The sequence below is a fragment of the Streptomyces rishiriensis genome (assembly GCF_030815485.1).
Classification (GTDB): Bacteria; Actinomycetota; Actinomycetes; order Streptomycetales; family Streptomycetaceae; genus Streptomyces; species Streptomyces rishiriensis_A.
Map to the genome: position 1 here is coordinate 7,355,992 of NZ_JAUSWV010000002.1, position 21,025 is coordinate 7,377,016.

The following is a 21,025-nucleotide window of genomic DNA, read 5'->3' on the forward strand; positions in this document are numbered from 1 at the left end:
CTCAGCGGACCTCGGCCAGGCGGGCGAAGGCGACGACGTTCCCGTCGTATCCGTTCGCCTTGGAGAAACCGCCGCCGCAGGTGATGACCCGCAATTCGGGGGAGCCCTTGGAGGCGTAGACACGGTCGCCGGGGAAATTGTTCTTCTCGAACACCTCGATGCCGTAGATCTCGAAAACCGCGGTCTTTCCGTCCCCCCGCACGACCTCGACGCGGTTTCCCTTCTTCAGGGCCCCGAGGCCGTAGAAGACCGCGGGCCCCAGCTTGTTGTCGACATGGCCGACGACGACCGCCGTCCCCTTCTCGCCGGGCGAGACGCCGCCGGTGAACCAGCCGGCCAGGTTCGGGTCCTCCGGCGGCGGCGCGCCGACCCAGCCGTCCGCGTCCAGGCCGACCGACATGACCGGCGCGTCCACCCGGATGGCGGGGATCCGGACCCGGACCGGCACGGCGTACGGCAGCGGCGCCGGGGTCCGGCCGAGGACGCCGGCGATGCGGCCGTCCGCGGCCGCCGCCGAGGCGGGCTGCGGCGGGCCGATGTCGAACTCTCCCGACCCGTTCCGGATGAGCGCGAGACCGGTCAGCAGAACAAGCGCTATCACCCCCCATGGGGCGCGCTTGTGCCGCCGCTCCTCTTCTTCCGCCGCCTCGGACAGCTCGTACGCAGACATTCGCCATCCCCTTTCGACGCGGCCGTCACCGCGTCCCTTCGCGCATACGAGAACGCTAAGTCCCCGGGCGGGAACCGGCGACGGGGCGGCGGCGAACGGGTGGCCCGAATGCCTTTCGGTGCGCCATCCGAGTTGCCGACGGCAGGAATTTTCTGACGGTCCGTGACCTGCGGCAATATCCGATTGTGTGCATTTCCCTCGGCGTGTCCTCTCACCAGGACGGACCATTCCCGAAATGCGGTCGCGTGCACGGCATCTGAGGGTCGGTCCGGGAGGCGCTTTCTCGCCGACATGCCGGGGACGGGCCCCGGGGCGCCTTCCGCGGAGGATCACATGCGCATCATTCGTGTTCTGGCGGCCTCGGCGGTCTCGGCCGCCGCGGTCGCCTCTCTCGGCTTCACCGCCCCGGCCGCCGTCGCGCGCGACGGCATGGGCGCCAACCCCAGCAACATCGTGGCCCTGCCCGCCGTCATCGCCCGCGGTGGCCAGATGACGGTCACCGTCGACGGCTGCCCCGGCGGCGGCACGATGACCTCGGCGGCGTTCCCGCAGACCAACCTGACGCCGATCAACGGCGCCAACCAGACCGCCAAGGGCACGGCGACCATCAACAACAACGCCCGCCCCGGCACCTATGACATCACCGTCAACTGCTCCGGGCGGACCCTGACCCGCCCGGCCGCCTTCACCGTCATCGGCGGTGTCCGCGGAGGTCTCGGCGGCAGCACCACGACGGGCGCCACCCCGACCGACATGGCCATCGGGGGCGGTCTCGTCGCGGCGGCCCTGGTCGGGGGCGGTCTGTTCTGGATGCGCCGCCGCGCCGAGCGCCGCGTCTGAGCCCCCGAGGAGATCGCACGTCGCACCTGGCACAGGCCTTCGCCCCGGTCCCGCTGGGATCCGGGGCGAAGGCCTGCGCGCGGCGCAGCCGCCGGTGGTGAGCCGTCAGCCGGCGTCCTCGGCGGCGCGGCGCCGCGAGAAGTAGTACGCGGCGCCGACCGAGCCCACGATGAGCGCGGCGCCCAGCCCGATCTCCCGGAGGTCGAACCCGGCGACGGTGCCGCCCTCACCGGCGTGCACGCCCCTCGGGACCGGAAGGGGGACCGGCGTCGGATCCACCGGACGGCCACCGGCGATCGTCAGCTCCTTGACGGCACTGATGCCGCCGCAGGCGAACGTCACCTGGTACGAGGCGCCGGCCCTGGCGTCCCAGTCGACCGAGACGACCGCCGACGAGGAGCCCCGCGGGATGACGACCGCGTCGAACACGCCAGAGGAGACCGTCACGGAGCTTCGGCAGCCGCTGACGTTGCGGTCCACGTGAAGGGCGATCTGTCCGCCCGCCGAGATCGTCGAGGGCAGCACGCTGTAGCCGTTGGCCATGACGTAGTGGTTGTCGTCGCCCGCGACGGCGCCGGGTGCGGAGAAGGTCAGGGCGGTGACGCCCAGCAGTGCGGCCGAAGCGACGCGTATCGCGTGCATGGTGGATCCTCCGGTCCCCGAGGAGCAGCTGCGGACCTTTTCCGCTCGCGTCGTGAATGCACCTCGATGACCGAAACGCTAGGAACATGTGTGCGCTCCCGCGATCGCTGTCGCGCGAACGGGGCAAGGGTGTGGGCCGCCCGGGGGACGCCGTTCCCGCGATCGGGGGACGGCGGCGGCGTGGCGGCCGTCCCCCTGGCGGAGCGTGCGGTGAGCGGACGTCAGCCCTCGACGCCGGGGAAGAGATGGAGGAACGGTTCGGCCGACGCGGTGATGCCCCGGCTGTAGGGGGCGTCGAAGTCCCAGATGAGGAAGAGCAGAAAGGCGATCAGGGCGGAGAACAGCCCGGCCAGCACGAGTTCACGGGTGGTACGCCTGATCTGCAGCGCGAAGACCATGCCGATGGTGATGACGGCCCCCGCCAGCAGCCCGAACCACACGACGCCCGGCATGGTCGCCCCGGTCGACTCCGCGCGGGCGTTGCGTGCCTGGTCCGCGGCGGCCATCTGGTCGAGCAGCGGCTGGTAGGCCTGCGCCTGGAAGTCGGACGCCGGCTCGTAGTCGGTGACGTCCGTCCGGACCCGGTGCAGGAGTTCGTCGCCGCGCTTCGTCAGCTCCCCGTCGTCGGCCATCTTCTGCCACTCGGTGGTGACGACGTGTCCGACATAGGCGTTGACATCCTCCCGAATGCGGTCACGGGCGTCGGCCGGGTAGACGCGCACCCGCTCCGAGATCTCGTGCAGCGCCTGCGCCTCCGCCTGGACGTGATCCTGGGCGACGCTGCGCGCCTCCCAGACACCGGCGATGGCCAGACCCAGGACGATGGCGTACACCACGCCGATCCACATCGTCATGTACTCGATGACGTCCGGAGTCTCGGACGGGTCCTCGTCCTCGGGCGCCCTGCGGTGCCGGAGGAGGGTGATGACGACCACCACCGCGCAGGCGGCGAGCATCGCGAGGGTGAGAACAAGCCATTCCGGCAAGGGATGCCTCCATGATCGGCGCTAGCGCGGTCGCAGCGCGGCGACGGCGATCACCGCGGGCACGGTGATGAGCAGGACGTAGGTGACCGGCGACTGGCCGCGCCGCACGGGCCGTTGCCGCGGCGAGGAGTGGTACGCCGGGTAGCTCACCGGGGTCGCGGACGGGCTCCGTGTGGGCGTCGGCCGGGGACGTGGCGTCGGTTCGGGAGCGGGAGCCGGTCGGGGCGGGGGCGTGGGGGTCGCCCGGGGGAGCGGTGCCGCGGGGCGGGGCGGGGCGGGCGCCGGTGGCGGCTCCGGGCGCGGCTTCGGCGCCGGCGGACCGGGCTCGGGAGGCGGTGGCGGCGGGGGCGTCGGCTTCGGAGTCGGCGTGGGCGTGGGGCTGGGCGTCGGCTCGGGCGGGGGTTTCGGCTTCGGCGGCGTGGGGGTCGGGGTGGGCGTCGGCTTCGGTTCCGGGCACACCGGGGGAGTCGGCCATGCGTGACTCCCCGCGACCGCCACCGCCTCGGTGCCGTCCGGGCCGGTCGAGGCGTAGGCGCACGCGTCGGCCGCGGCCACCCCGGCCGGCGCGGCCGCGAGGATCCAGGCCGCCGTCACCAGGGCCAGGGTCCTGGTGACGAGGGCGGATCGGGTCGGTTCGGGTCCATGCACGACGCAGATCATGCGGCGTCTCGTACCGGCTCACGCCCCCGCCCGTGGGGATTGCCCCGAACGGGCGAAGTTCACGTCCACAGGTTTGCCGGGCGGTGCGTTCGCGCATCCGGCACGCCGTTCGCCTGTGCGATCCGAGAGCTCCCGGGGCCGGTGTCACAGGTCGCGGAAAGAATTTCGTGCCGTGTTTGAACACAACGACCGTCACCGCGCGTACTCAGTGCCGTGCGGCGGCGCAGCAGGGCGCGGCAGCACCTTGTGACGATCGGGGAGTTGTTGAGGATGAAGACCACCTGGCGGAGCGCCTCACTTGCGGCGAGTGCTGTGGCCGTTCTGGCGCTGACGACGGCGTGCGGTTCTGAGAGCGGCACGTCGTCGAGCCAGAACGTCGGGGCCACGGCTCCGGCCGGTGGCATCGGGGGCGTCGGTGTGGGCACCGGCGTCGGCAGTGGCGTCGGCTCCGGTGCGAGCGCCGGTGCGACCACGGGAGCCGACGCACAGGGCGCCGGCGAGCTGGCCGTCTCCGCGAACGGCGGACTCGGCAAGATCCTCACCGACGGCGCCGGCAAGACTCTCTACCGCTTCGACGCGGACACCGCGGAACCCCCGAAGTCGAACTGTGACGGCGACTGCGCGACCGCCTGGCCGCCGGTCTCCGCCGATGACATCTCCGCCGGCGACGGCATCGACAAGTCGCTGCTCGGCGAGGTCACCCGCACCGACGGGACGAAGCAGCTGACCGTTGCCGGCTGGCCCGCCTACTACTACGCCAAGGACGCCAAGGCGGGTGACACCACCGGCCAGGGTGTGGGCAACAAGTGGTTCGCGCTCACCCCCGAGGGCAAGAAGGCCAAGGCCGCCGGCTCGTCCTCCGAGTCCGGCACGGCGCAGGCCGGGCTGTCCGTCCGCAAGGACGCCAACCTCGGTGAGATCGTCGTCGACAAGAACGGCATGACGGTCTACCGCTTCCTGAAGGACAAGGCCTGGCCCGAGCCGGTCTCGAACTGCAACGGAGCCTGCCTCGAGAAGTGGCCGGCCGTCGCACCCGTCGCCTTCAACGAGACCGAGGGCATCCAGGAGAAGGGCTACATGAACTTCACCCGGTCCGACGGCACCAAGCAGCAGACGATCAACTGCTCGCCGATCTACACCTTCTCCGGTGACAAGTCGCCCGGCGACGTCAACGGCCAGGGCGTGGGCGGTACGTGGTACGCCGTCGCGCCGAACGGAAAGCTGGTCGGAGCGCCGGAGCAGTAGGGATCGCCTCCCCAGGGCCGATCCCGTAGCCGCCCCATCGCGCCCGACCACTGGTCCGCCCCCTCCGCGCCGCACGGAGGGGGCGGACCGTTGTGCTCGGCGGGTACACCGGTCCGCGGTGCTTGTCCGGCCGCCGCTTCCTGTGCGTAGACTTTCGCCGCCCCGCGGACCGCTCCGGAACCTTCCGGAACTGTTCGGAACGGCCCGGACACCTCAAACAGCCCCTCGGGGGGCGTCGATTCGGCACGTGCCGCAGGCAGTGACCGGGAACGGACGGTCAATTTCCGTTTCTGCTCGCCCCTTTGGCGGGCGGTCAGTAGCCTCAGCTCGAACACCGGATCGCCTACGCCTTGGAGATATAGATGGAGCGACCCGCCTGGGCCCCTCGGAGCATCGACATCTCGGTGCCCAGCGTCTCGCGGATCTACGACCACTACCTGGGCGGCTCGCACAACTTCGAGGTCGACCGGGAAGCAGCCCGCAAGGCCATGGAGTTCCTGCCGGGGCTTCCCAAGATCAGCCAGGCGAACCGGGCGTTCATGCGCCGTGCCGTGCGGTACGCGGTCGACGAGGGCGTCACCCAGTTCCTCGACATCGGTTCCGGCATTCCCACCTTCGGCAATGTGCACGAGGTCGCCCAGGCGGCGCGCCCCGGGGCCCGCGTGGTCTACGTCGACCACGACCCGGTGGCCGTCGCGCACAGCCAGGCGGTGCTGGCCGGCAATCCCGACGCGGAGGTCGTGGCCGCCGATCTGCGCAAGCCGCAGCAGATTCTGAGCAGCCCGCAGGTGGCGGAACTGATCGACCTGGAGCGGCCGGTGGCGCTGCTGCTCGTCGCCGTACTGCATTTCGTGGAGGACGCGGACGACCCGTTCGCGGCGGTGGCCGAGCTCACCGCCGCGCTCGCGCCCGGCAGTCTGCTCCTGCTCACCCATGCCTCGTACGAGGGAATCCCACTGCCACCGGAGCGGGCCGGGGGCGCGGTGGACGTGTACAAGGACATCCGCAACCCGCTGATCATGCGCTCGCGTGACGAGATCGCGCGGTTCTTCGAGGGGTACGACATGGTGGAACCCGGACTGGTGCCGATGCCGCACTGGCGGCCGGACACGGCGCCGGAGGACGAGGACCCCTGGGCCCTGTCCGGTTTCGCCGGCGTGGGGCGTACGGCGTGACCGCCGAGCCGGACGGGCCGGAGGACAGACTGCGGCGGTTCGCGACGATCTGGAGCCGGGCCGTGTTCCCGGTGACCTCGACCTCGCTGACCCGCTCCGAACTGGAGGAGCAACTCCTCCCGCTGGCGAGGCGGTTGCGTGAGGGGCTGCTGGCGCGGGCCTTCGACGCCGACGCGGGCAAGGCGGCCGGCGCCGCCCTCGTCGGCGCGCACTGCACCGACCCCGAGGCCCTCAGCCGCTCCCTCGACTGCGTCGAGGCCTATCTGGTGCTCTACTGCGGCGAGGACGGCCCCCGCGAGGATCTGCGGGCCCGCGCCGCGCGGCTCCAGCACGCCATGGCGGCCGGTTACGCGCAGGCGCTGCGCGAGCGCACGCTCGCCGAGCAGGAGGCCATCGCGCAGGCCGCGTTGCGGGCCCAGGGCGTGGTGGCGCAGGCGCTGCACGCCAGCGAGGCCCGCTTTCGCGCGGTCTTCGAGGGCGCCGCGATAGGAATCGGCATCGCCGATCTCGAAGGCAACGTCCTCCAGGTCAACGGAGCACTGCTGCGTATGTTCGGCGGCTCCGAACAGAGTCTGCGGGGCCGTAAGGTCCAGGATCTGGCCCATCCCGAGGACGCGCCCCAGACCTGGAAGCTCTACGACGAACTGGTCCGCGGCGAACGGGAGCACTACCACACGGAGAAGGCGTTCAGCCGCCCTGACGGAACGGTCCTGTGGACCAACCTGACGGTCTCCCTGCTGCGGGACGCGGACGGCGCTCCGCAGTACTCGCTGGCCCTGATGGAGGACACCACCGAGCGCCGGCTCCTCAACCTCCGGCTGCGCTACGAGGCCACCCACGACGCGCTCACCGGCCTGCCCAACCGCACCCTGTTCTTCGAACGCCTGGAGAAGGCGCTCGGCGCCGCCGAGGGGCAGCGCTTCGGGCTGTGCTACCTCGACCTGGACGGCTTCAAGACCATCAACGACAGTCTCGGGCACGCGGCCGGCGACCGGCTGCTCGTCGAGGTGGCCGACCGGCTCCAGTCCTGCGCGACCGCGCCCGGTGAGATGGTCGCGCGCCTCGGCGGCGACGAGTTCGTGGCGCTGACCACCGGACCCGACACCCGCCGCGAGGTCGACGAGCTGGCCGCACGCATCATGAACGTCCTGACCGCACCGGTGCGCATCGACGGCCGGGAGCTGACCGTGCGCGGCAGCATCGGCATCGTCGAGGGCCCGGCGGGGGAGCGCAGCGCGGCCGAGGTGCTGCGCAGCGCGGACATCACCATGTACCGGGCCAAGTCGGCGGGCGGCAACCGCTTCGAGCTCGCCGACCCGGAGGCCGACGCCCGCGCCATCACCCGCCACGGCCTGACCACCGCTCTCCCGGCGGCCCTCGACCGCGGCGAGTTCTTCATCGAGTACCAGCCGCTCGTCCACCTCGGCGACGGCAGTGTGCGCGGCGCGGAGGCACTGGTGCGCTGGCTGCACCCGCAGCACGGGGTGCTCGGCCCCGACCGGTTCATCCCGCTCGCCGAGCACACCGGGCTGATCGTGCCGCTGGGCCGCTGGGTCCTGGAGGAATCGGTCCGTCAGGCCGGCGAGTGGCGGGAGCGGGGCGGTGACTCGGATCCGTTCCGGATCAACGTCAACCTCTCCCCGTGCCAGCTCACCCACCCCGGTCTGGTGCAGGACACCGTCGACATCCTGGAACGCGCGGGTGTCGCACCGGAGGCGCTGTGCCTGGAGGTGACGGAGTCGGCGTTGATCGGCGCCGACGACGACCTGCTCAAGCCGCTGCGCCGGCTCGCCGAGATGGGCGTCGACATCGCCCTGGACGACTTCGGCACCGGCTACTCGAACCTGGCCAACCTGCGGCGGCTCCCGGTGAGCGTGCTCAAGCTGGACCGCTCCTTCACCCAGGGCATGCAGCAGTTCCCGGCGGATCCCGTCGATCTCAAGATCGTCGAGGGGATCGTCTCGCTCGCCCACAGCCTGAACCTCGCGGTCACGGTGGAGGGCGTGGAGACCGGCGCGCAGGCCGAGCAGCTGCGGATACTGGGCTGCGACACGGCCCAGGGCTGGTACTACGCCCGCCCGGGCCCGCCGGACCGCCTCCACCAGCTGGCCCTGGTCGACGCGACGGGATGAGGGGCGACTCGGTCGCGGGGACGCCGGGGTCACCCGCCGGGGTCACCCGCGAAGACCGGCAGGTGACCCACGAGAACGACGACGTGCCCAGCGACGTGAACGACGACGTGGCCCGCGAGGGGAGCGGCGATGTGCCCCGCGAGGGGAGCGGCGATGTGCCCCGCGAGGGGAGCGGCGATGTGAACGACGGTGTGGCCGACGAGGCGAACGACGGCGTGGCCGAGGCGATCGCCGGTGAGCTGGCCCTGATGGACCCCGCCGTCCGCGCCTCCCGCGCCCTCTTCGAGGGGCTGCTCGACCCCGAGTTCGTCGAGGTCGGCTCCTCGGGCCGCCGCTACACGTACGACGAGATGCCGGCCTGGCTGCCCGAGCACGAGGGCAGCTCACAGGACGGGCCGCGCTACCGGCCGTCGGCGATCAAGGGCGTCCTGCTGGCCCCCGGCCTGGTCCACCTCACCTACGAGACGGACTTCGAGGGCCGGCCCGCCCGGCGCAGCTCACTGTGGCGCAGGCGGAGCGCGGAGACGGGCTGGCGGATGTACTACCACCAGGGAACCCCGGTCCCGCCCGAGACCGCGTAGCGTCAGCCCGCCTCGCGTGCGCGGGCGTCCTCGGCCACCGCCACGGCCGCCCGCACGAGCGCCGCCGTCGCCGTGGAACGCGACTGCTGGGGCCACGCCACGGCCAGGACGGCGGACGGCGCGTCCCGGACCGGCCGGTAGACGACGCCCGGCCGGGGATAGCGGCCGGCGACGGACGCGGGCAGCAGGGGGACGGCCTCGCCCAGCCCGACCAGCGTGAGCAGCTGGGCCAGGTCCTGGCCGATGCCGCGCACCTCGTCGATGTAGCGGTCCACCTCGTCCGGGCGCAGTCCCAGGTCGGCGAGGCACAACGCGTCCCGGGCGGCGAGCGGATGGCTCACGGCGAGGGCGGCGACGCGCGGTTCGGTGGCGAGCTCCTCCGTGTCGAGGCCGGTGCGGTCGTACGGCTCGTGGACCAGGGCGACATCGGCTTCGCCCCGGCGCAGCAGCCGGGACTGCTCCTGCCAGCCGCACAGCCGGACGGCGACCGGCACCGCCGCGGGGTCCGACGCGAACCGGGCGAGGATCGCCTCCAGCAGACCCGCGTGTCCGTCGGCCTTCACCGCCAGCGCCAGCTTCGGCTCGGGCGCGGCGGCCCGCCGGGCCCGGCGCCCCGCGGCCTCCAGGGCGGTGAGCGCGAACCGGGCCTCCGACAGGAGGACTTCGCCGGCCGGGGTCAGCGCCACGCGGTGCGTGGTCCGTTCGAACAGGACCGCTCCCAGTTCCGTCTCCAGCAGGCGGATCGCCCGGGACAGCGGCGGCGACGAGATGCCCAGCCGCTCGGCGGCGCGGGCGAAGTTGAGTTCCTCGGCGACGGCGACGAAGTAGCGCAGCGGGCGGGACTCCACGGGCGGACCTCCGATCGGTATTGCTCTGAGGGTAACAACCGCGAGTCGATCGGTCCTTCAGTTCCGGCGCGCGGGGCAGCAGGCTCGACGCCGTACCGACCACCGCGATCTCTGGAGCAGTTCATGATCGTCATCACCACCCCGACCGGCCAGATCGGCCGCGAGGTCCTGGCCCGTCTGCTCGCCGCCGGCGACGGCGCGACGCCGGTCCGGGTGATCGCCCGCGACCCCGCCCGGCTTCCCCCGGAGACCCGCGAGCGCGTCGAGGCCGTCCAGGGCTCCCACGCGGACCCCGCCGTCCTGAAGGAGGCGTGCGAGGGCGCCGACCGGATCTTCTGGCTGGCGCCCCCGACGCCCGGGGCCGCCGACGTCGAGGGCCACTTCCGCGCCTTCACCCAGCCGCTGTGCGAGGTGATCGGCGGCCAGGGCCTCGAACGGGTCGTGGCCGTCTCGACCCTGGGCCGGGGCGTCGCCGAGAACGCCGGACCGATCTCGGCGTCGCTGGCCATGGACGAGGCGATCGCCGCGACGGGCGTGCACTACCGGGCGCTGTGTCCGCCGTCGCTGATGGAGAACCTGCTCCGCCAGACGGCCTCGATCCGCGCCGAGGGCGTGTGGTCGGAGGCGCTCGTGCGGGACCGGGTGGTGCGCACCTGCGCCGTCCGGGACGTCGCCGCCGAGGCGGCCCGGCTGCTCCTGGACGACTCCTGGACCGGTTACGAGGACGTTCCGCTGGTGGGTCCCGACGCCCTCACGCCCGAGGGCATGGCGCAGGTCGTCTCCGAGGTGCTGGACCGGCCGGTGCGGGTGCGGCAGATCACCGTCGCCGAGCAGAAGGCGAGGCTGACGGGCTTCGGCGCCACGGAGGCCTGGGCGCAGGGCGTGGCCGACATGATCCACGCCCAGAACACGCAGGGCTTCTACGGCGCCACCCGGCCCAGCACTCCCGACACCGCGCCCACGAGCTTCCGCCAGTGGTGCGAGGAGGTACTGAAGCCGGCCGTACGGGGCTGACGTCACCCGCCGCCGGTGGCGCCCCCGCCGTCGCCGGTCGGCCGACGTCGCCCCGGCCCATCGGACCCAGCCCGTCGGGACCGATACGTCCGCACCGGCCCGTCGGACCCGGGCGCGAGGTGTCGGGCCCGGGCGGCCGGACGGGCCGCTCAGCGTTCCAGGAGCATGCGCTGGAGTTCGCGGGCCGCCCGGGGCGGCGCGACGTCGCTGCGGTGGGCGAGGGCGATCGTGCGGTGCAGGCCGGGGCGGGCGAGCGGGGTGACCCGCAGGCCCTGGCCCGACCGGGCGGCCACCATGCGGGGGACGACGGCCACCCCCAGCCCGGCCCGCACGAACCCCAGCACCGCGTCCATCTCCCCGCCCTCCACCGCGAAGTCCGGCTCGAACCCCTCGGCCCGGCATGCGGCCACCGTCAGTTCCCGCAGGTCGTAGCCGTGCCGGAACATCACCAGGCGCTCGCCCTCGAGGTCGGCGATGCGCACGGTCCGCCGTCCGTTCCCCGGCCGGGAGGCCTCCGGGGAGGACACCACCACCAGGTCCTCGCGCAGCAGCTCCACCGTCGTCAGGGCCGGGGACGGGGTCGGCAGCGGCAGGACGACCAGGGCGAGATCGAGGGCGCCGCGGGCCAGCTCCCGCACGAGGTCGTGCGAGCCGCCCTCCTCGATCAGCAGCCGGATGCCCGGATAGCGGTCGTGGAAGGCGCGCAGCACGTCCGGCAGCAGTCCGGTGCACACACTCGGCGTCGCGCCGAGCCGTACCCGCCCGCTGCGCAGCTGCACCAGCTCCTGCACCTCGTACCGCGCGGTCTCCGTGTCCGCGATGATCCGCCGCGCCAACGGCAGCAGCGCCTCGCCGGCGTCGGTGAGCGTGATGTTGCCGCGCGCCCGCAGGAACAGATCCGCCCCCAACTCCCGCTCCAGCGACCTGATCTGCTGCGACAGCGAAGGCTGCGCCACGTGCACGAGTTCGGCGGCCCGGGTGAAGTGCCGGGTCTCGGCGACCGCCACGAAGTACTGGAGCTGCTGGAACTGCATGACCCCAGCGTACGTCGTCGATAGCCTGAGCCTATGGAATCGAGGCGGACCATGTCTTGGACCGATGGGGTGGTCCGGCCCTAGCGTCTTGACCCATGGCTCTGGCAACGCGGACGGACCGACGGCCGTCCCTGGCGCGCACCGTGTGGGACTCCTCCGTCGGCAAGAAGACGGTGATGGCGGTCAGCGGCGTGATCATGCTGCTGTACCTGGTCGTCCACGTCATCGGCAATCTGAAGATCTTCTTCGGTGCGGAGGAGTTCAATCACTACGCCCACTGGCTGCGCACCGTGGGTGAACCGTTCATGCACTACGAGTGGACGCTCTGGCTCGTGCGCGTCGTGCTGGTCGTCGCGGTGGTCGCGCACGGTGTCTGCGCCTACCAGCTCAGCCGCCGCGACATCAAGGCGCGGCCCGGCAAGTACGTGCACAAGAAGCCGCGGGCGAGTTACGCCACCCGCACCATGCGCTGGGGCGGCGTCATCCTGGCTCTGTTCATCGTGTGGCACGTCCTGGACCTGACGACCGGCACCGTGCACCACGGCGGTTTCCAGGAGGGCCACCCGTACCAGAACGTCGTGGACACCTTCTCCACCTGGTACGGCAACGTCATCTACATCGTGGCGATGCTCGCCGTCGGCCTGCACGTCCGGCACGGCTTCTGGAGCGCCGCCCAGACCCTCGGCGTCGGCAGCCGCACCCGCGACCGCGCCCTCAAGACCGTCGCCGACGTCCTCGCGCTGCTGCTCACGGCCGGCTTCCTCGCCGTACCCGTGGGCGTCATGACCGGAGTGGTGAGCTGAACATGACTGCCTTCTCCCCCTACGCGGACTACCGGACCGGTGAGCCGGTCGTCGACACCAAGGCCCCTTCCGGCCCCGTCGCCGAGCGCTGGGACAAGCGCCGCTTCGAGGCCAGGCTGGTCAACCCCGCCAACCGGCGCAAGCACACGGTCATCGTCGTGGGCACCGGTCTCGCGGGCGGCTCGGCCGGCGCCACCCTCGCCGAACAGGGCTACCACGTCATCCAGTTCTGCTACCAGGACTCCCCGCGGCGCGCCCACTCCATCGCCGCGCAGGGCGGCATCAACGCGGCGAAGAACTACCGCAACGACGGCGACTCCGTCCACCGCCTGTTCTACGACACGGTCAAGGGCGGCGACTTCCGGGCACGGGAGTCCAATGTGCACCGGCTCGCGCAGATCTCGGTCGAGATCATCGACCAGTGCGTGGCCCAGGGAGTGCCCTTCGCGCGGGAGTACGGCGGGCTGCTCGACACGCGTTCGTTCGGCGGCGTGCAGGTCTCGCGGACCTTCTACGCCCGCGGACAGACGGGCCAGCAGCTCCTGCTCGGCGCCTACCAGGCCCTCAGCAGGCAGATCGCCGCGGGCAACATCGAGATGCACCCCCGCACCGAGATGCTCGACCTGATCGTCGTGGACGGGCGGGCCCGCGGGATCGTGGCGCGCGACCTCGTCACCGGCAGGATCGACACGTACTTCGCCGACGCCGTCGTCCTGGCGAGCGGCGGTTACGGAAACGTCTTCTACCTGTCGACCAACGCCATGAACTCCAACGCCACCGCGATCTGGCGGGCGCACCGGCGGGGCGCGTACTTCGCCAACCCCTGTTTCACGCAGATCCACCCGACCTGCATCCCGCGCACCGGCGACCACCAGTCGAAACTGACGCTGATGAGCGAGTCGCTGCGCAACGACGGCCGGATCTGGGTGCCGAAGGCCAAGGGCGACGACCGTCCGCCGAACCGGATCCCCGAGGAGGAACGCGACTACTACCTGGAGCGCGTCTACCCCTCCTTCGGCAACCTGGTCCCGCGGGACATCGCCTCGCGCGCGGCCAAGAACGTCTGCGACGAGGGCAGGGGGGTGGGCCCCGGCGGACAGGGCGTGTACCTCGACTTCGCCGACGCCGTCGCGCGCATGGGCCGCGAGGCCGTCGAGGCCAAGTACGGCAACCTCTTCGACATGTACCAGCGGATCACCGACGAGGATCCGTACGAGGTCCCGATGCGCATCTACCCGGCCGTGCACTACACGATGGGCGGCCTGTGGGTCGACTACGACCTCCAGACCACCGTGCCGGGCCTGTTCGCGATCGGCGAGGCCAACTTCTCCGACCACGGCGCCAACCGCCTCGGCGCCTCCGCGCTGATGCAGGGGCTGGCCGACGGGTACTTCGTGCTGCCGGCCACCATCAACGACTACCTCGCCCGCAACCCGCGCCGCAGCGAGGTGACCCTCGAACACCCGGTGGTGCAGGAGGTCTTGGCGGAGACCCAGGACCGCCTCAACCTGCTGCTCTCGGTCGACGGCGACCGCACCCCGGACTCCTTCCACCGCGAGGTCGGCGAACTCATGTGGGAGTTCTGCGGCATGGCGCGCACCGACGCGGGTCTGCGCAAGGCGCTGGAGCGCATCCCGCAGATCCGGGAGGAGTTCTGGCGGCGCATCAAGGTGCCCGGCACCGGCGAGGAGTTCAACCAGTCCCTGGAGAAGGCCAACCGCGTCGTCGACTACCTGGAGCTCGCCGAGCTGATGTGCCTCGACGCGCTGCACCGCGCCGAGTCCTGCGGCGGCCACTTCCGCGAGGAGTCGCAGACCCCGGACGGCGAGGCGGCCCGGCGGGACGAGGAGTTCGCCTACGCGGCGGCCTGGGAGTTCACCGGGACGGGCGAGGCCCCGGCCCTGCACCGGGAAGACCTGGTCTTCGAGTACGTCCACCCCACCCAGCGGAGCTACGCATGAGGCTCAACCTGCGCGTCTGGCGGCAGAAGAACGCGGACGCCGACGGCGCCATGTCCACGTACGAGGTGGACGGCATCTCACCCGACATGTCCTTCCTGGAGATGCTCGACACCCTCAACGAAGAGCTCATCCTGCGCGGCGACGATCCCGTGGCCTTCGACCACGACTGCCGCGAGGGCATCTGCGGCGCCTGCTCGCTCGTCATCAACGGCGACGCGCACGGGCCGGAGCGGACCACCACCTGCCAGCTGCACATGCGGTCCTTCCGGGACGGCGACACGATCGACGTCGAGCCGTGGCGGGCCGCCGCCTTCCCGGTCGTCAAGGACCTCGTGGTCGACCGGAGCGCCTTCGACCGGATCATCCAGGCCGGCGGGTACGTCACCGCCCCGACCGGCGCCGCACCCGAGGCCCACGCGACGCCCGTGCCCAAGCCCGATGCCGACTTCGCCTTCGAGCACGCCGAATGCATCGGCTGCGGGGCGTGCGTGGCCGCCTGCCCCAACGGCGCGGCGATGCTGTTCACCTCCGCCAAGGTCAACCACCTCAACGTGCTGCCGCAGGGCGCGCCCGAGCGGGAGACCCGGGTGCTGGACATGGTGGCGCAGATGGACGAGGAGGGATTCGGCGGGTGCACGCTCGCCGGGGAGTGCGCGACGGCCTGCCCCAAGGGCATCCCGCTGATGTCCATCACCGGTATGAACAAGGAGTGGCTGCGCGCTGCCCGGAAGGGCACGAAGCGGTAGCGCCGCGGGGCGGAGCGCGGAGCGTTGTTCTCGGGCTGCGGCTCCGTTCGGGCCGGTCGCGCCGTCCCCGCGACCCCGAGGGGTCGCCCGGACGCCCGCTCCGACAAGAGACGTTCGCCGAAGAGGTGCGGACGGGCGGGGCCGGGAGTGGTGCTCATCCCCGGCCCCGCCAGGCATGCGCGATGCCGGACGGGCGGTGACGCCCGGCATTCAGCAGCCGCACATCCACGGGCCCGGTGCCGGTCACGCCGAGGCCGTCCGGACGCGGAAGAAAGCAGGTGCGGATTCCCCGTGCACCGTCCCATGCTTCTTCCGCTCGGCGCAGGAGACCTCCATGACCGCCATGCCCGTCGCACCGCCCGCTCGCGCCGTCCCGCCCGGCGGTTCCGGCTACCTCGTCTCACTCGCCCGCGACCAGGACGACGTCCGGGCCGCGCAGCGACTGCGCCACCAGGTGTTCGCCGGGGAACTGGGCGCCCGGCTCGACGGCCCGGAACCGGGCCTGGACACGGACGCCTTCGACGCGTACTGCGACCACCTGCTCGTCCGGGACAACGCCACCGGCGAAGTGGTCGGCACCTACCGGCTGCTGCCGCCCGAGCGGGCCGCGGTCGCCGGACGGCTCTACTCCGAGGGCGAGTTCGACCTCGGCCCGCTCGACGCGATCCGGTCCGGCCTGGTCGAGGTGGGCCGCTCCTGCGTGCACCCCGACCACCGCGACGGCGCCGTCATCGGGCTCATCTGGGCCGGGACAGCCCGCTACATGTTGGACCGCGGCCACGAGTGGCTGGCCGGCTGCTGCTCGGTCCCGCTGGCCGACGGCGGCGCCCTGGCGACGGCGACCTGGGACCGGGTGCGCGAGAAGAACCTCGCCCCGCCGGAGTACCGGGTACGGCCGCTGCGGCCCTGGACCCCGAACGACGCCGGCCCGGTCGCCCGCACCGGACTGCCGGCCCTGCTGCGCGGCTATCTCCGCCTCGGCGCCTGGGTGTGCGGGGAACCCGCCCACGACCCCGACTTCGGCGTCGCGGACCTGTATGTGCTGCTGCCGATGAGCCGGATCGACCCGCGCTATCTGCGGCACTTCCTCTCCCTCGTCCCGGCCCGATGAGCGTCTGGCTGCCCAGCGCGCCCTGCACCCCGCGGGCGTGCGTGGAGGCGACGGTGTCCCTCACGGCGGTCCCGCGGGCCGTGCTGCGGCTCGCGGCGGTGGTCGTGCTGGTCCTGGTCGCCGTGGTGCTGGCGCCGGTCGGCGGATGGTTCCCGTCCCGGGTGGTGCGGTCGTGGAGCCGCGCCGTGGTGCGGGCGGCGGGGGTGCGGGTCCGGGTGACCGGCACGACCGTGCCCGCCGGCACCGGGCTGCTGCTGGTCGCGAACCACATCTCCTGGCTGGACATCCCGCTGCTGGCCGGCGTGCGCCCGGCCCGGATGCTCGCCAAGGCCGAGATCCGCAGGTGGCCGGTGGCGGGCACGCTGGTCGCGCGCGGCGGTGTCCTGTTCATCGACCGCGACCGGCTTCGGGCCCTGCCCGCGACGGTCGCCGTGATCGCCGACGCGCTGCGCGCCGGGCGGGCGGTGGCGGTGTTCCCGGAGGGGAGCACCTGGTGCGGCCGCGCCCAGGGGCACTTCAGGCGGGCGGTGTTCCAGGCGGCCCTGGACGCCCGGGCGCCGGTGCAGCCCGTACGCATCCGCTACCGGGACCGTGCGGGGGAGGCCAGCACCGTGGCCGCGTTCGTCGGCGACGACCCGCTGCTCGCCTCGCTGTGGCGGGTGGTGTCGGCGCGGGGCCTGGTGGCGGAGGTCGAGGTCCTGCCCGCGCTCGCGCCGGGCAGCCACCCCGATCGCAGGGCGCTGGCCGCGGCCGCCGCCGCCCGGGTGCTGGGCGGGCCGTACGGGCGGCAGGTCATCGCCGCGTCGGGCCGGCACGGCTGTCCGCCCGGGCCGGGACCCGCGGTCGATGCCGGGGGCCGGGCCGCGGAGTTCGCCGACCGGGGCCGGTGGAGCCGGCCGTCGGAGGAGTTGCGTTGACGGCGGGGTCGTCTGGCCGACGCCGAGCTGGGCCGGTGGGGCCGGCCGTCGGAGGAGTTCTGTTCGCGGCGGGGTCGTCGGTCCACCCCGACGTGGGCCGGCCGTCGGAGGAACTTCGTTCACGGCGGGGGCCGTCGGCCGGTCACGATGGGATCATGGCGCGTCTCGACCTCTGAGGGGAGCGCGCGTGAGCGGAAGCCCGGCCGGCCGGACGGTTCTCGTGACGGGAGGCAGCGGCTTCGTGGCCGCCCACCTCGTACAGCAGCTCCTGGAACGCGGCCACCACGTGCACGCCACCGTGCGGAGTACGGCGAACGCGGCCAAGCTCCAGCCGTTGCGCGCCCTGGGGGACGTCCATCCGGGCCGCCTCGACCTCTTCGAGGCGGACCTGCTGACGGAGGGCTCCTTCGACGAGGCCATGAAGGGCTGCGCGGTGGTCTTCCACGTGGCCTCGCCGTTCCTGATGCCGGAGAAGATCAAGGACGGCCGACGGGACGTGCTGGAACCCGCCCTGACGGGCACGCGCAACGTCGTGGCCTCGATCGGGCGCACCGAGACCGTCGAGCGCCTCGTCCTCACGTCCACGGTGGGGGCGATCTTCGGCGACTACGCCGACGTACAGCAGATGGACGGCCAGATCCTGTCGGAGAAGTACTTCAACACCACGAGCACCGTGGAGAACAACCCCTACCACTACGCCAAGACGGTGGCCGAGCTGGCCGCCTGGGAGGCGGAGGCGGCCCAGAGCCGCTGGCGCATGGTCTCCGTCAACCCCGGCCTGATCCTGGGGCCCTCCCTCACCCCCGGTTCGGCGTCGGGCAGCCTGTTCCTCCTGGACGAGCTCTTCAAGGGCTACTTCTTCTACGGCGCCCCGGACTTCAGCTTCACCACCGCCGACGTACGCGAGGTCGCGGCGGCCCACGTAGCGGCTGCGGAACTCCCCGGGGCGCACGGCCGCTATATCGTCGCGGCGCGGGAGATGACCTCCTTCCACCAGATGGCGAGAGCCCTGCTGAAGCACGACCCCAAGAACCGGCGCCTGCCCCGGACGGCCCTCCCGCACTGGCCGGTGCGGATCCTCGGCCCCGCCTTCGGCCTCTCCCAGGAGTACATCCGCAACCACCTCGGCATCCGCTTCCGCGTCGACAACCGCAGAAGCACCGGGGAACTGGGCCTCACCTACCGCCCGATCGAGGAGACCCTGGTCGACCACCACCGGGCCTGGCGGGAGCAGCGACGCTAGGGGCGCGTGCCCAGCACCCGGCGCAGATACGGTGCCGTCGCGCTGTCCTCGGCTGCCGCCACCTGCTGTGGCGTCCCCGTCGCCACGATCCGCCCGCCCGCGTCGCCGCCGCCCGGCCCGAGGTCGATCACCCGGTCGGCGCCCGCCACCACGGACATGTCGTGCTCGACGACGACGACGGTGTGCCCGGCGTCCACCAGACCGTGCAGCTGGCGCATGAGGACCTCGACGTCGGCCGGATGGAGGCCGGCCGTCGGTTCGTCGAGGAGGTAGAGCGTGTGGCCGCGGCGGCCCCGCTGCAACTCGGCCGCCAGCTTGATGCGCTGGGCCTCACCGCCGGAGAGTTCGGTCGCCGGCTGGCCGAGTCGCAGATAGCCGAGGCCGACGTCGAGGAGGGTGGCCAGACTGCGTGAGACGGCCGGGACGTCGGCGAAGAAGTCCGCCGCCGACTCCACCGTCAGGTCCAGCACCTGCGCGATGTTCCTGTCCCGGTAGGTCACTTCGAGTGTCCCGGGGTTGTACCGGGCTCCGCCGCAGTCCGGACAGGGCGCGTACGTACTGGGCAGGAAGAGGAGTTCGACGCTCACGAAGCCCTCACCCTGGCAGGTCTCGCAGCGCCCGCCGGCCACGTTGAAGGAGAACCGGCCGACGCCGTACTTCCTGGCCCGTGCCGCGTCCGTCGCCGCGAAGACCTTGCGCACCACGTCGAACAGACCGGTGTAGGTCGCCAGGTTGGACCGCGGGGTGCGGCCGATCGGCTTCTGGTCGACCGCGACGAGCCGGCCCACCCCGGGCAGGTCCTGCGTGATCTCCCCGACGAGCGTCGACTTTCCCGAGCCCGACACGCCCGTCACCGCCGTGAACACACCCAGCCCGAACTCCACCGTCACCCCGCGCAGGTTGTGCCGGGTCACCGGGCCGACACCGAACCGGCCACGAGCGGCGCGGACTTCGCGTACGGGCGCCGCAGAGCGGCCGAACAGGAAGCGGGCCGTCGCCGACTCCGCGACCGACGCCAGGTCCGCCACCGGGCCGCTGTGCAGCACCCGGCCGCCGTGCTCGCCCGCCCGGGGGCCCACGTCCACCAGCCAGTCGGCGGCGCGCATCACGTCCAGCCGGTGCTCCACCACGAACACCGAATTGCCCGCCGCCTTCAGCCGCTCCAGCACCGTGAGCAGCGCCTCCGTGTCCGCCGGGTGCAGTCCCGCCGACGGCTCGTCGAGGACGTACACCACGCCGAACAGCCCGGAGCGCAGCTGTGTCGCGATCCGCAGCCGCTGGAGTTCGCCCGCCGACAGCGTCGGGGTGGCGCGGTCCAGACCGAGATAGCCGAGTCCCAGTTCGAGGACGGGAGCGATGCGGGTCCGGAGATCGTCGGTGAGGACGCGGGCCGTCTCGGACGTCCCCTCGAGCAACTGGGCCAGTTCCGCCAGCGGCAGCGCGGCCAGTTCCGCGATCGTCCGGCCCGCGAAGGTCACGGCGAGGGATTCCGGCCGCAACCGGCCGCCGGCGCACGCCGGGCAGGGGGCGGCCGTCAGGAAGCGTTCCGCCCTGGCCCGCAGCGTCTGGCTCCTGGAGTCCGCGAAGGTCTTCATCACATGGCGATGGGCGCTCATATAGGTGCCCTGGTAGGGGCGTTGGATGCGGTCCGCGTCCCGTACCGGGTGGACCGTCACCACCGGCTGTTCGTCCGTGAACAGGATCCACTCCCGCTGCTCGGCGGGCAGTTCCCGCCACGGGACGTCGACGTCGTGGCCGAGCGCGTCGAGGATGTCCCGCAGGTTCTTGCCCTGCCAGGCACCCGGCCAGGCGGCGATCGCGCCCTCGCGGACGGACAGCGACGGGTCCGGTACCAGCGACTCCTCGGTGGTGCGGTGGACCTCGCCGAGGCCGTGGCACTCGGGGCAGGCCCCGGCCGCCGTGTTGGGGGAGAACGCGTCCGAGTCGAGGTGCTCCGCGCCGGGCGGGTAGTCGCCCGCCCGGGAGAAGAGCATCCGCAGCGAGTTCGACAGGTTCGTGACCGTGCCCACCGACGAGCGCGAGGTGGGAGCCGAGCGGCGCTGCTGGAGCGAGACCGCCGGGGGCAGCCCGGTGATCTCACCGACCTTGGGCGCGCCGACCTGGTGGATCAGCCGGCGGGCGTACGGCGCGACCGACTCGAAGTAGCGGCGCTGGGCCTCCGCGTAGATCGTCCCGAACGCCAGTGACGACTTGCCGGAGCCGGACACCCCCGTGAACACGGCCACCACGTCGCGCGGAACGTCGACGTCCACGCCCCGGAGGTTGTGCTCGCGGGCTCCCCGGACCCGGATGTACCCGTCCTTCGTGGACGGCTGGTCGCCGTGCGGTTCGGGTCGGCTCGGCATGGGGGAACTCCGTACGGGTCTTCGGCTGTGCGGTCGGCGCCGGTCGGGACA

At 72.4% G+C, this 21,025-nt stretch carries 19 protein-coding genes; 12 read left to right on the forward strand and 7 right to left on the reverse strand.

Going from position 1 to position 21,025, the window contains the following annotated elements; translation table 11 throughout:
* Position 1 precedes the first annotated feature (1 nt).
* Positions 2–670, reverse strand: coding sequence for a class F sortase (locus QF030_RS35080; RefSeq protein WP_307166573.1), 669 nt, complete (start codon positions 668–670; stop codon positions 2–4).
* 333 nt (positions 671–1,003) lie between these two features.
* Between QF030_RS35080 and QF030_RS35085 the strand changes: the two genes are divergently transcribed.
* Positions 1,004–1,510: a hypothetical protein gene (locus tag QF030_RS35085; RefSeq protein WP_307166574.1), complete on the forward strand. Its 507-nt coding sequence runs from the start codon at positions 1,004–1,006 to the stop codon at positions 1,508–1,510.
* A gap of 105 nt (positions 1,511–1,615) precedes the next feature.
* Here the strand turns inward: QF030_RS35085 and QF030_RS35090 are convergent, their stop codons facing one another.
* The 3 genes from QF030_RS35090 to QF030_RS35100 form a co-directional block, all read right to left on the reverse strand.
* Positions 1,616–2,152, reverse strand: a complete 537-nt coding sequence (locus QF030_RS35090; protein WP_307166575.1) for a hypothetical protein — start codon at positions 2,150–2,152, stop codon at positions 1,616–1,618.
* Positions 2,153–2,373: 221 nt separating this feature from the next.
* Positions 2,374–3,138, reverse strand: a complete 765-nt coding sequence (locus QF030_RS35095; protein ID WP_307166576.1) for a bestrophin-like domain — start codon at positions 3,136–3,138, stop codon at positions 2,374–2,376.
* Between the two features lie 21 nt (positions 3,139–3,159).
* Positions 3,160–3,786, reverse strand: coding sequence for a hypothetical protein (locus QF030_RS35100; RefSeq protein ID WP_307166577.1), 627 nt, complete (start codon positions 3,784–3,786; stop codon positions 3,160–3,162).
* 282 nt (positions 3,787–4,068) lie between these two features.
* Between QF030_RS35100 and QF030_RS35105 the strand changes: the two genes are divergently transcribed.
* The 4 genes from QF030_RS35105 to QF030_RS35120 all read left to right on the forward strand — a co-directional run bounded on the left by QF030_RS35105 (position 4,069) and on the right by QF030_RS35120 (position 8,931).
* Positions 4,069–5,043 (forward strand): SCO0930 family lipoprotein, encoded by a 975-nt coding sequence (locus QF030_RS35105; protein ID WP_307166578.1) that lies wholly within the window; start codon positions 4,069–4,071, stop codon positions 5,041–5,043.
* A gap of 362 nt (positions 5,044–5,405) precedes the next feature.
* Entirely contained in the window at positions 5,406–6,218 is an 813-nt protein-coding gene (locus tag QF030_RS35110; protein ID WP_307166579.1) for an SAM-dependent methyltransferase, read from the forward strand.
* Positions 6,215–8,350: a putative bifunctional diguanylate cyclase/phosphodiesterase gene (locus tag QF030_RS35115; RefSeq protein ID WP_307166580.1), complete on the forward strand. Its 2,136-nt coding sequence runs from the start codon at positions 6,215–6,217 to the stop codon at positions 8,348–8,350. The genes QF030_RS35110 and QF030_RS35115 overlap by 4 nt, the downstream gene beginning before the upstream one ends.
* Positions 8,351–8,598: 248 nt before the next feature.
* Positions 8,599–8,931: a nuclear transport factor 2 family protein gene (locus QF030_RS35120; protein ID WP_307167804.1), complete on the forward strand. Its 333-nt coding sequence runs from the start codon at positions 8,599–8,601 to the stop codon at positions 8,929–8,931.
* Positions 8,932–8,933: 2 nt separating this feature from the next.
* Here the strand turns inward: QF030_RS35120 and QF030_RS35125 are convergent, their stop codons facing one another.
* Positions 8,934–9,779, reverse strand: coding sequence for a LysR family transcriptional regulator (locus QF030_RS35125; RefSeq protein WP_307166581.1), 846 nt, complete (start codon positions 9,777–9,779; stop codon positions 8,934–8,936).
* Positions 9,780–9,902: 123 nt separating this feature from the next.
* Here QF030_RS35125 and QF030_RS35130 point away from each other — a divergent pair, with 123 nt between their 5' ends.
* Entirely contained in the window at positions 9,903–10,793 is an 891-nt protein-coding gene (locus QF030_RS35130) for an NAD(P)H-binding protein (RefSeq protein WP_307166582.1), read from the forward strand.
* Between the two features lie 149 nt (positions 10,794–10,942).
* On the opposite strand, the gene QF030_RS35135 is transcribed toward QF030_RS35130, so the two are convergent.
* Positions 10,943–11,827 (reverse strand): LysR family transcriptional regulator, encoded by an 885-nt coding sequence (locus tag QF030_RS35135; RefSeq protein ID WP_307166583.1) that lies wholly within the window; start codon positions 11,825–11,827, stop codon positions 10,943–10,945.
* Between the two features lie 131 nt (positions 11,828–11,958).
* On the opposite strand from QF030_RS35135, the gene QF030_RS35140 reads away from it, so the two are divergent.
* From QF030_RS35140 to QF030_RS35165, 6 genes are all read left to right on the forward strand, one after another.
* Positions 11,959–12,630: a succinate dehydrogenase gene (locus QF030_RS35140; protein WP_307167805.1), complete on the forward strand. Its 672-nt coding sequence runs from the start codon at positions 11,959–11,961 to the stop codon at positions 12,628–12,630.
* 2 nt (positions 12,631–12,632) lie between these two features.
* A complete protein-coding gene (locus QF030_RS35145; protein ID WP_307166584.1) occupies positions 12,633–14,591 on the forward strand; it encodes a fumarate reductase/succinate dehydrogenase flavoprotein subunit in 1,959 nt (652 codons plus the stop codon).
* On the forward strand, positions 14,588–15,337 hold the full coding sequence (locus QF030_RS35150; RefSeq protein WP_307166585.1) for a succinate dehydrogenase/fumarate reductase iron-sulfur subunit: 750 nt from the start codon (positions 14,588–14,590) through the stop codon (positions 15,335–15,337). The genes QF030_RS35145 and QF030_RS35150 overlap by 4 nt, the downstream gene beginning before the upstream one ends.
* A gap of 334 nt (positions 15,338–15,671) precedes the next feature.
* Positions 15,672–16,448: a GNAT family N-acetyltransferase gene (locus QF030_RS35155; protein ID WP_373428851.1), complete on the forward strand. Its 777-nt coding sequence runs from the start codon at positions 15,672–15,674 to the stop codon at positions 16,446–16,448.
* Positions 16,445–17,365, forward strand: a complete 921-nt coding sequence (locus QF030_RS35160; protein ID WP_307166586.1) for a lysophospholipid acyltransferase family protein — start codon at positions 16,445–16,447, stop codon at positions 17,363–17,365. Before QF030_RS35155 ends, QF030_RS35160 begins: the two co-directional genes overlap by 4 nt.
* 187 nt (positions 17,366–17,552) lie before the next feature.
* Positions 17,553–18,608: an NAD-dependent epimerase/dehydratase family protein gene (locus QF030_RS35165; protein ID WP_307166587.1), complete on the forward strand. Its 1,056-nt coding sequence runs from the start codon at positions 17,553–17,555 to the stop codon at positions 18,606–18,608.
* Here QF030_RS35165 and QF030_RS35170 read toward each other — a convergent pair.
* On the reverse strand, positions 18,605–20,974 hold the full coding sequence (locus QF030_RS35170) for an excinuclease ABC subunit UvrA (RefSeq protein ID WP_307166588.1): 2,370 nt from the start codon (positions 20,972–20,974) through the stop codon (positions 18,605–18,607). The two genes, QF030_RS35165 and QF030_RS35170, sit on opposite strands and share 4 nt — an antisense overlap.
* Between the last annotated feature and the right edge of the window lie 51 nt (positions 20,975–21,025).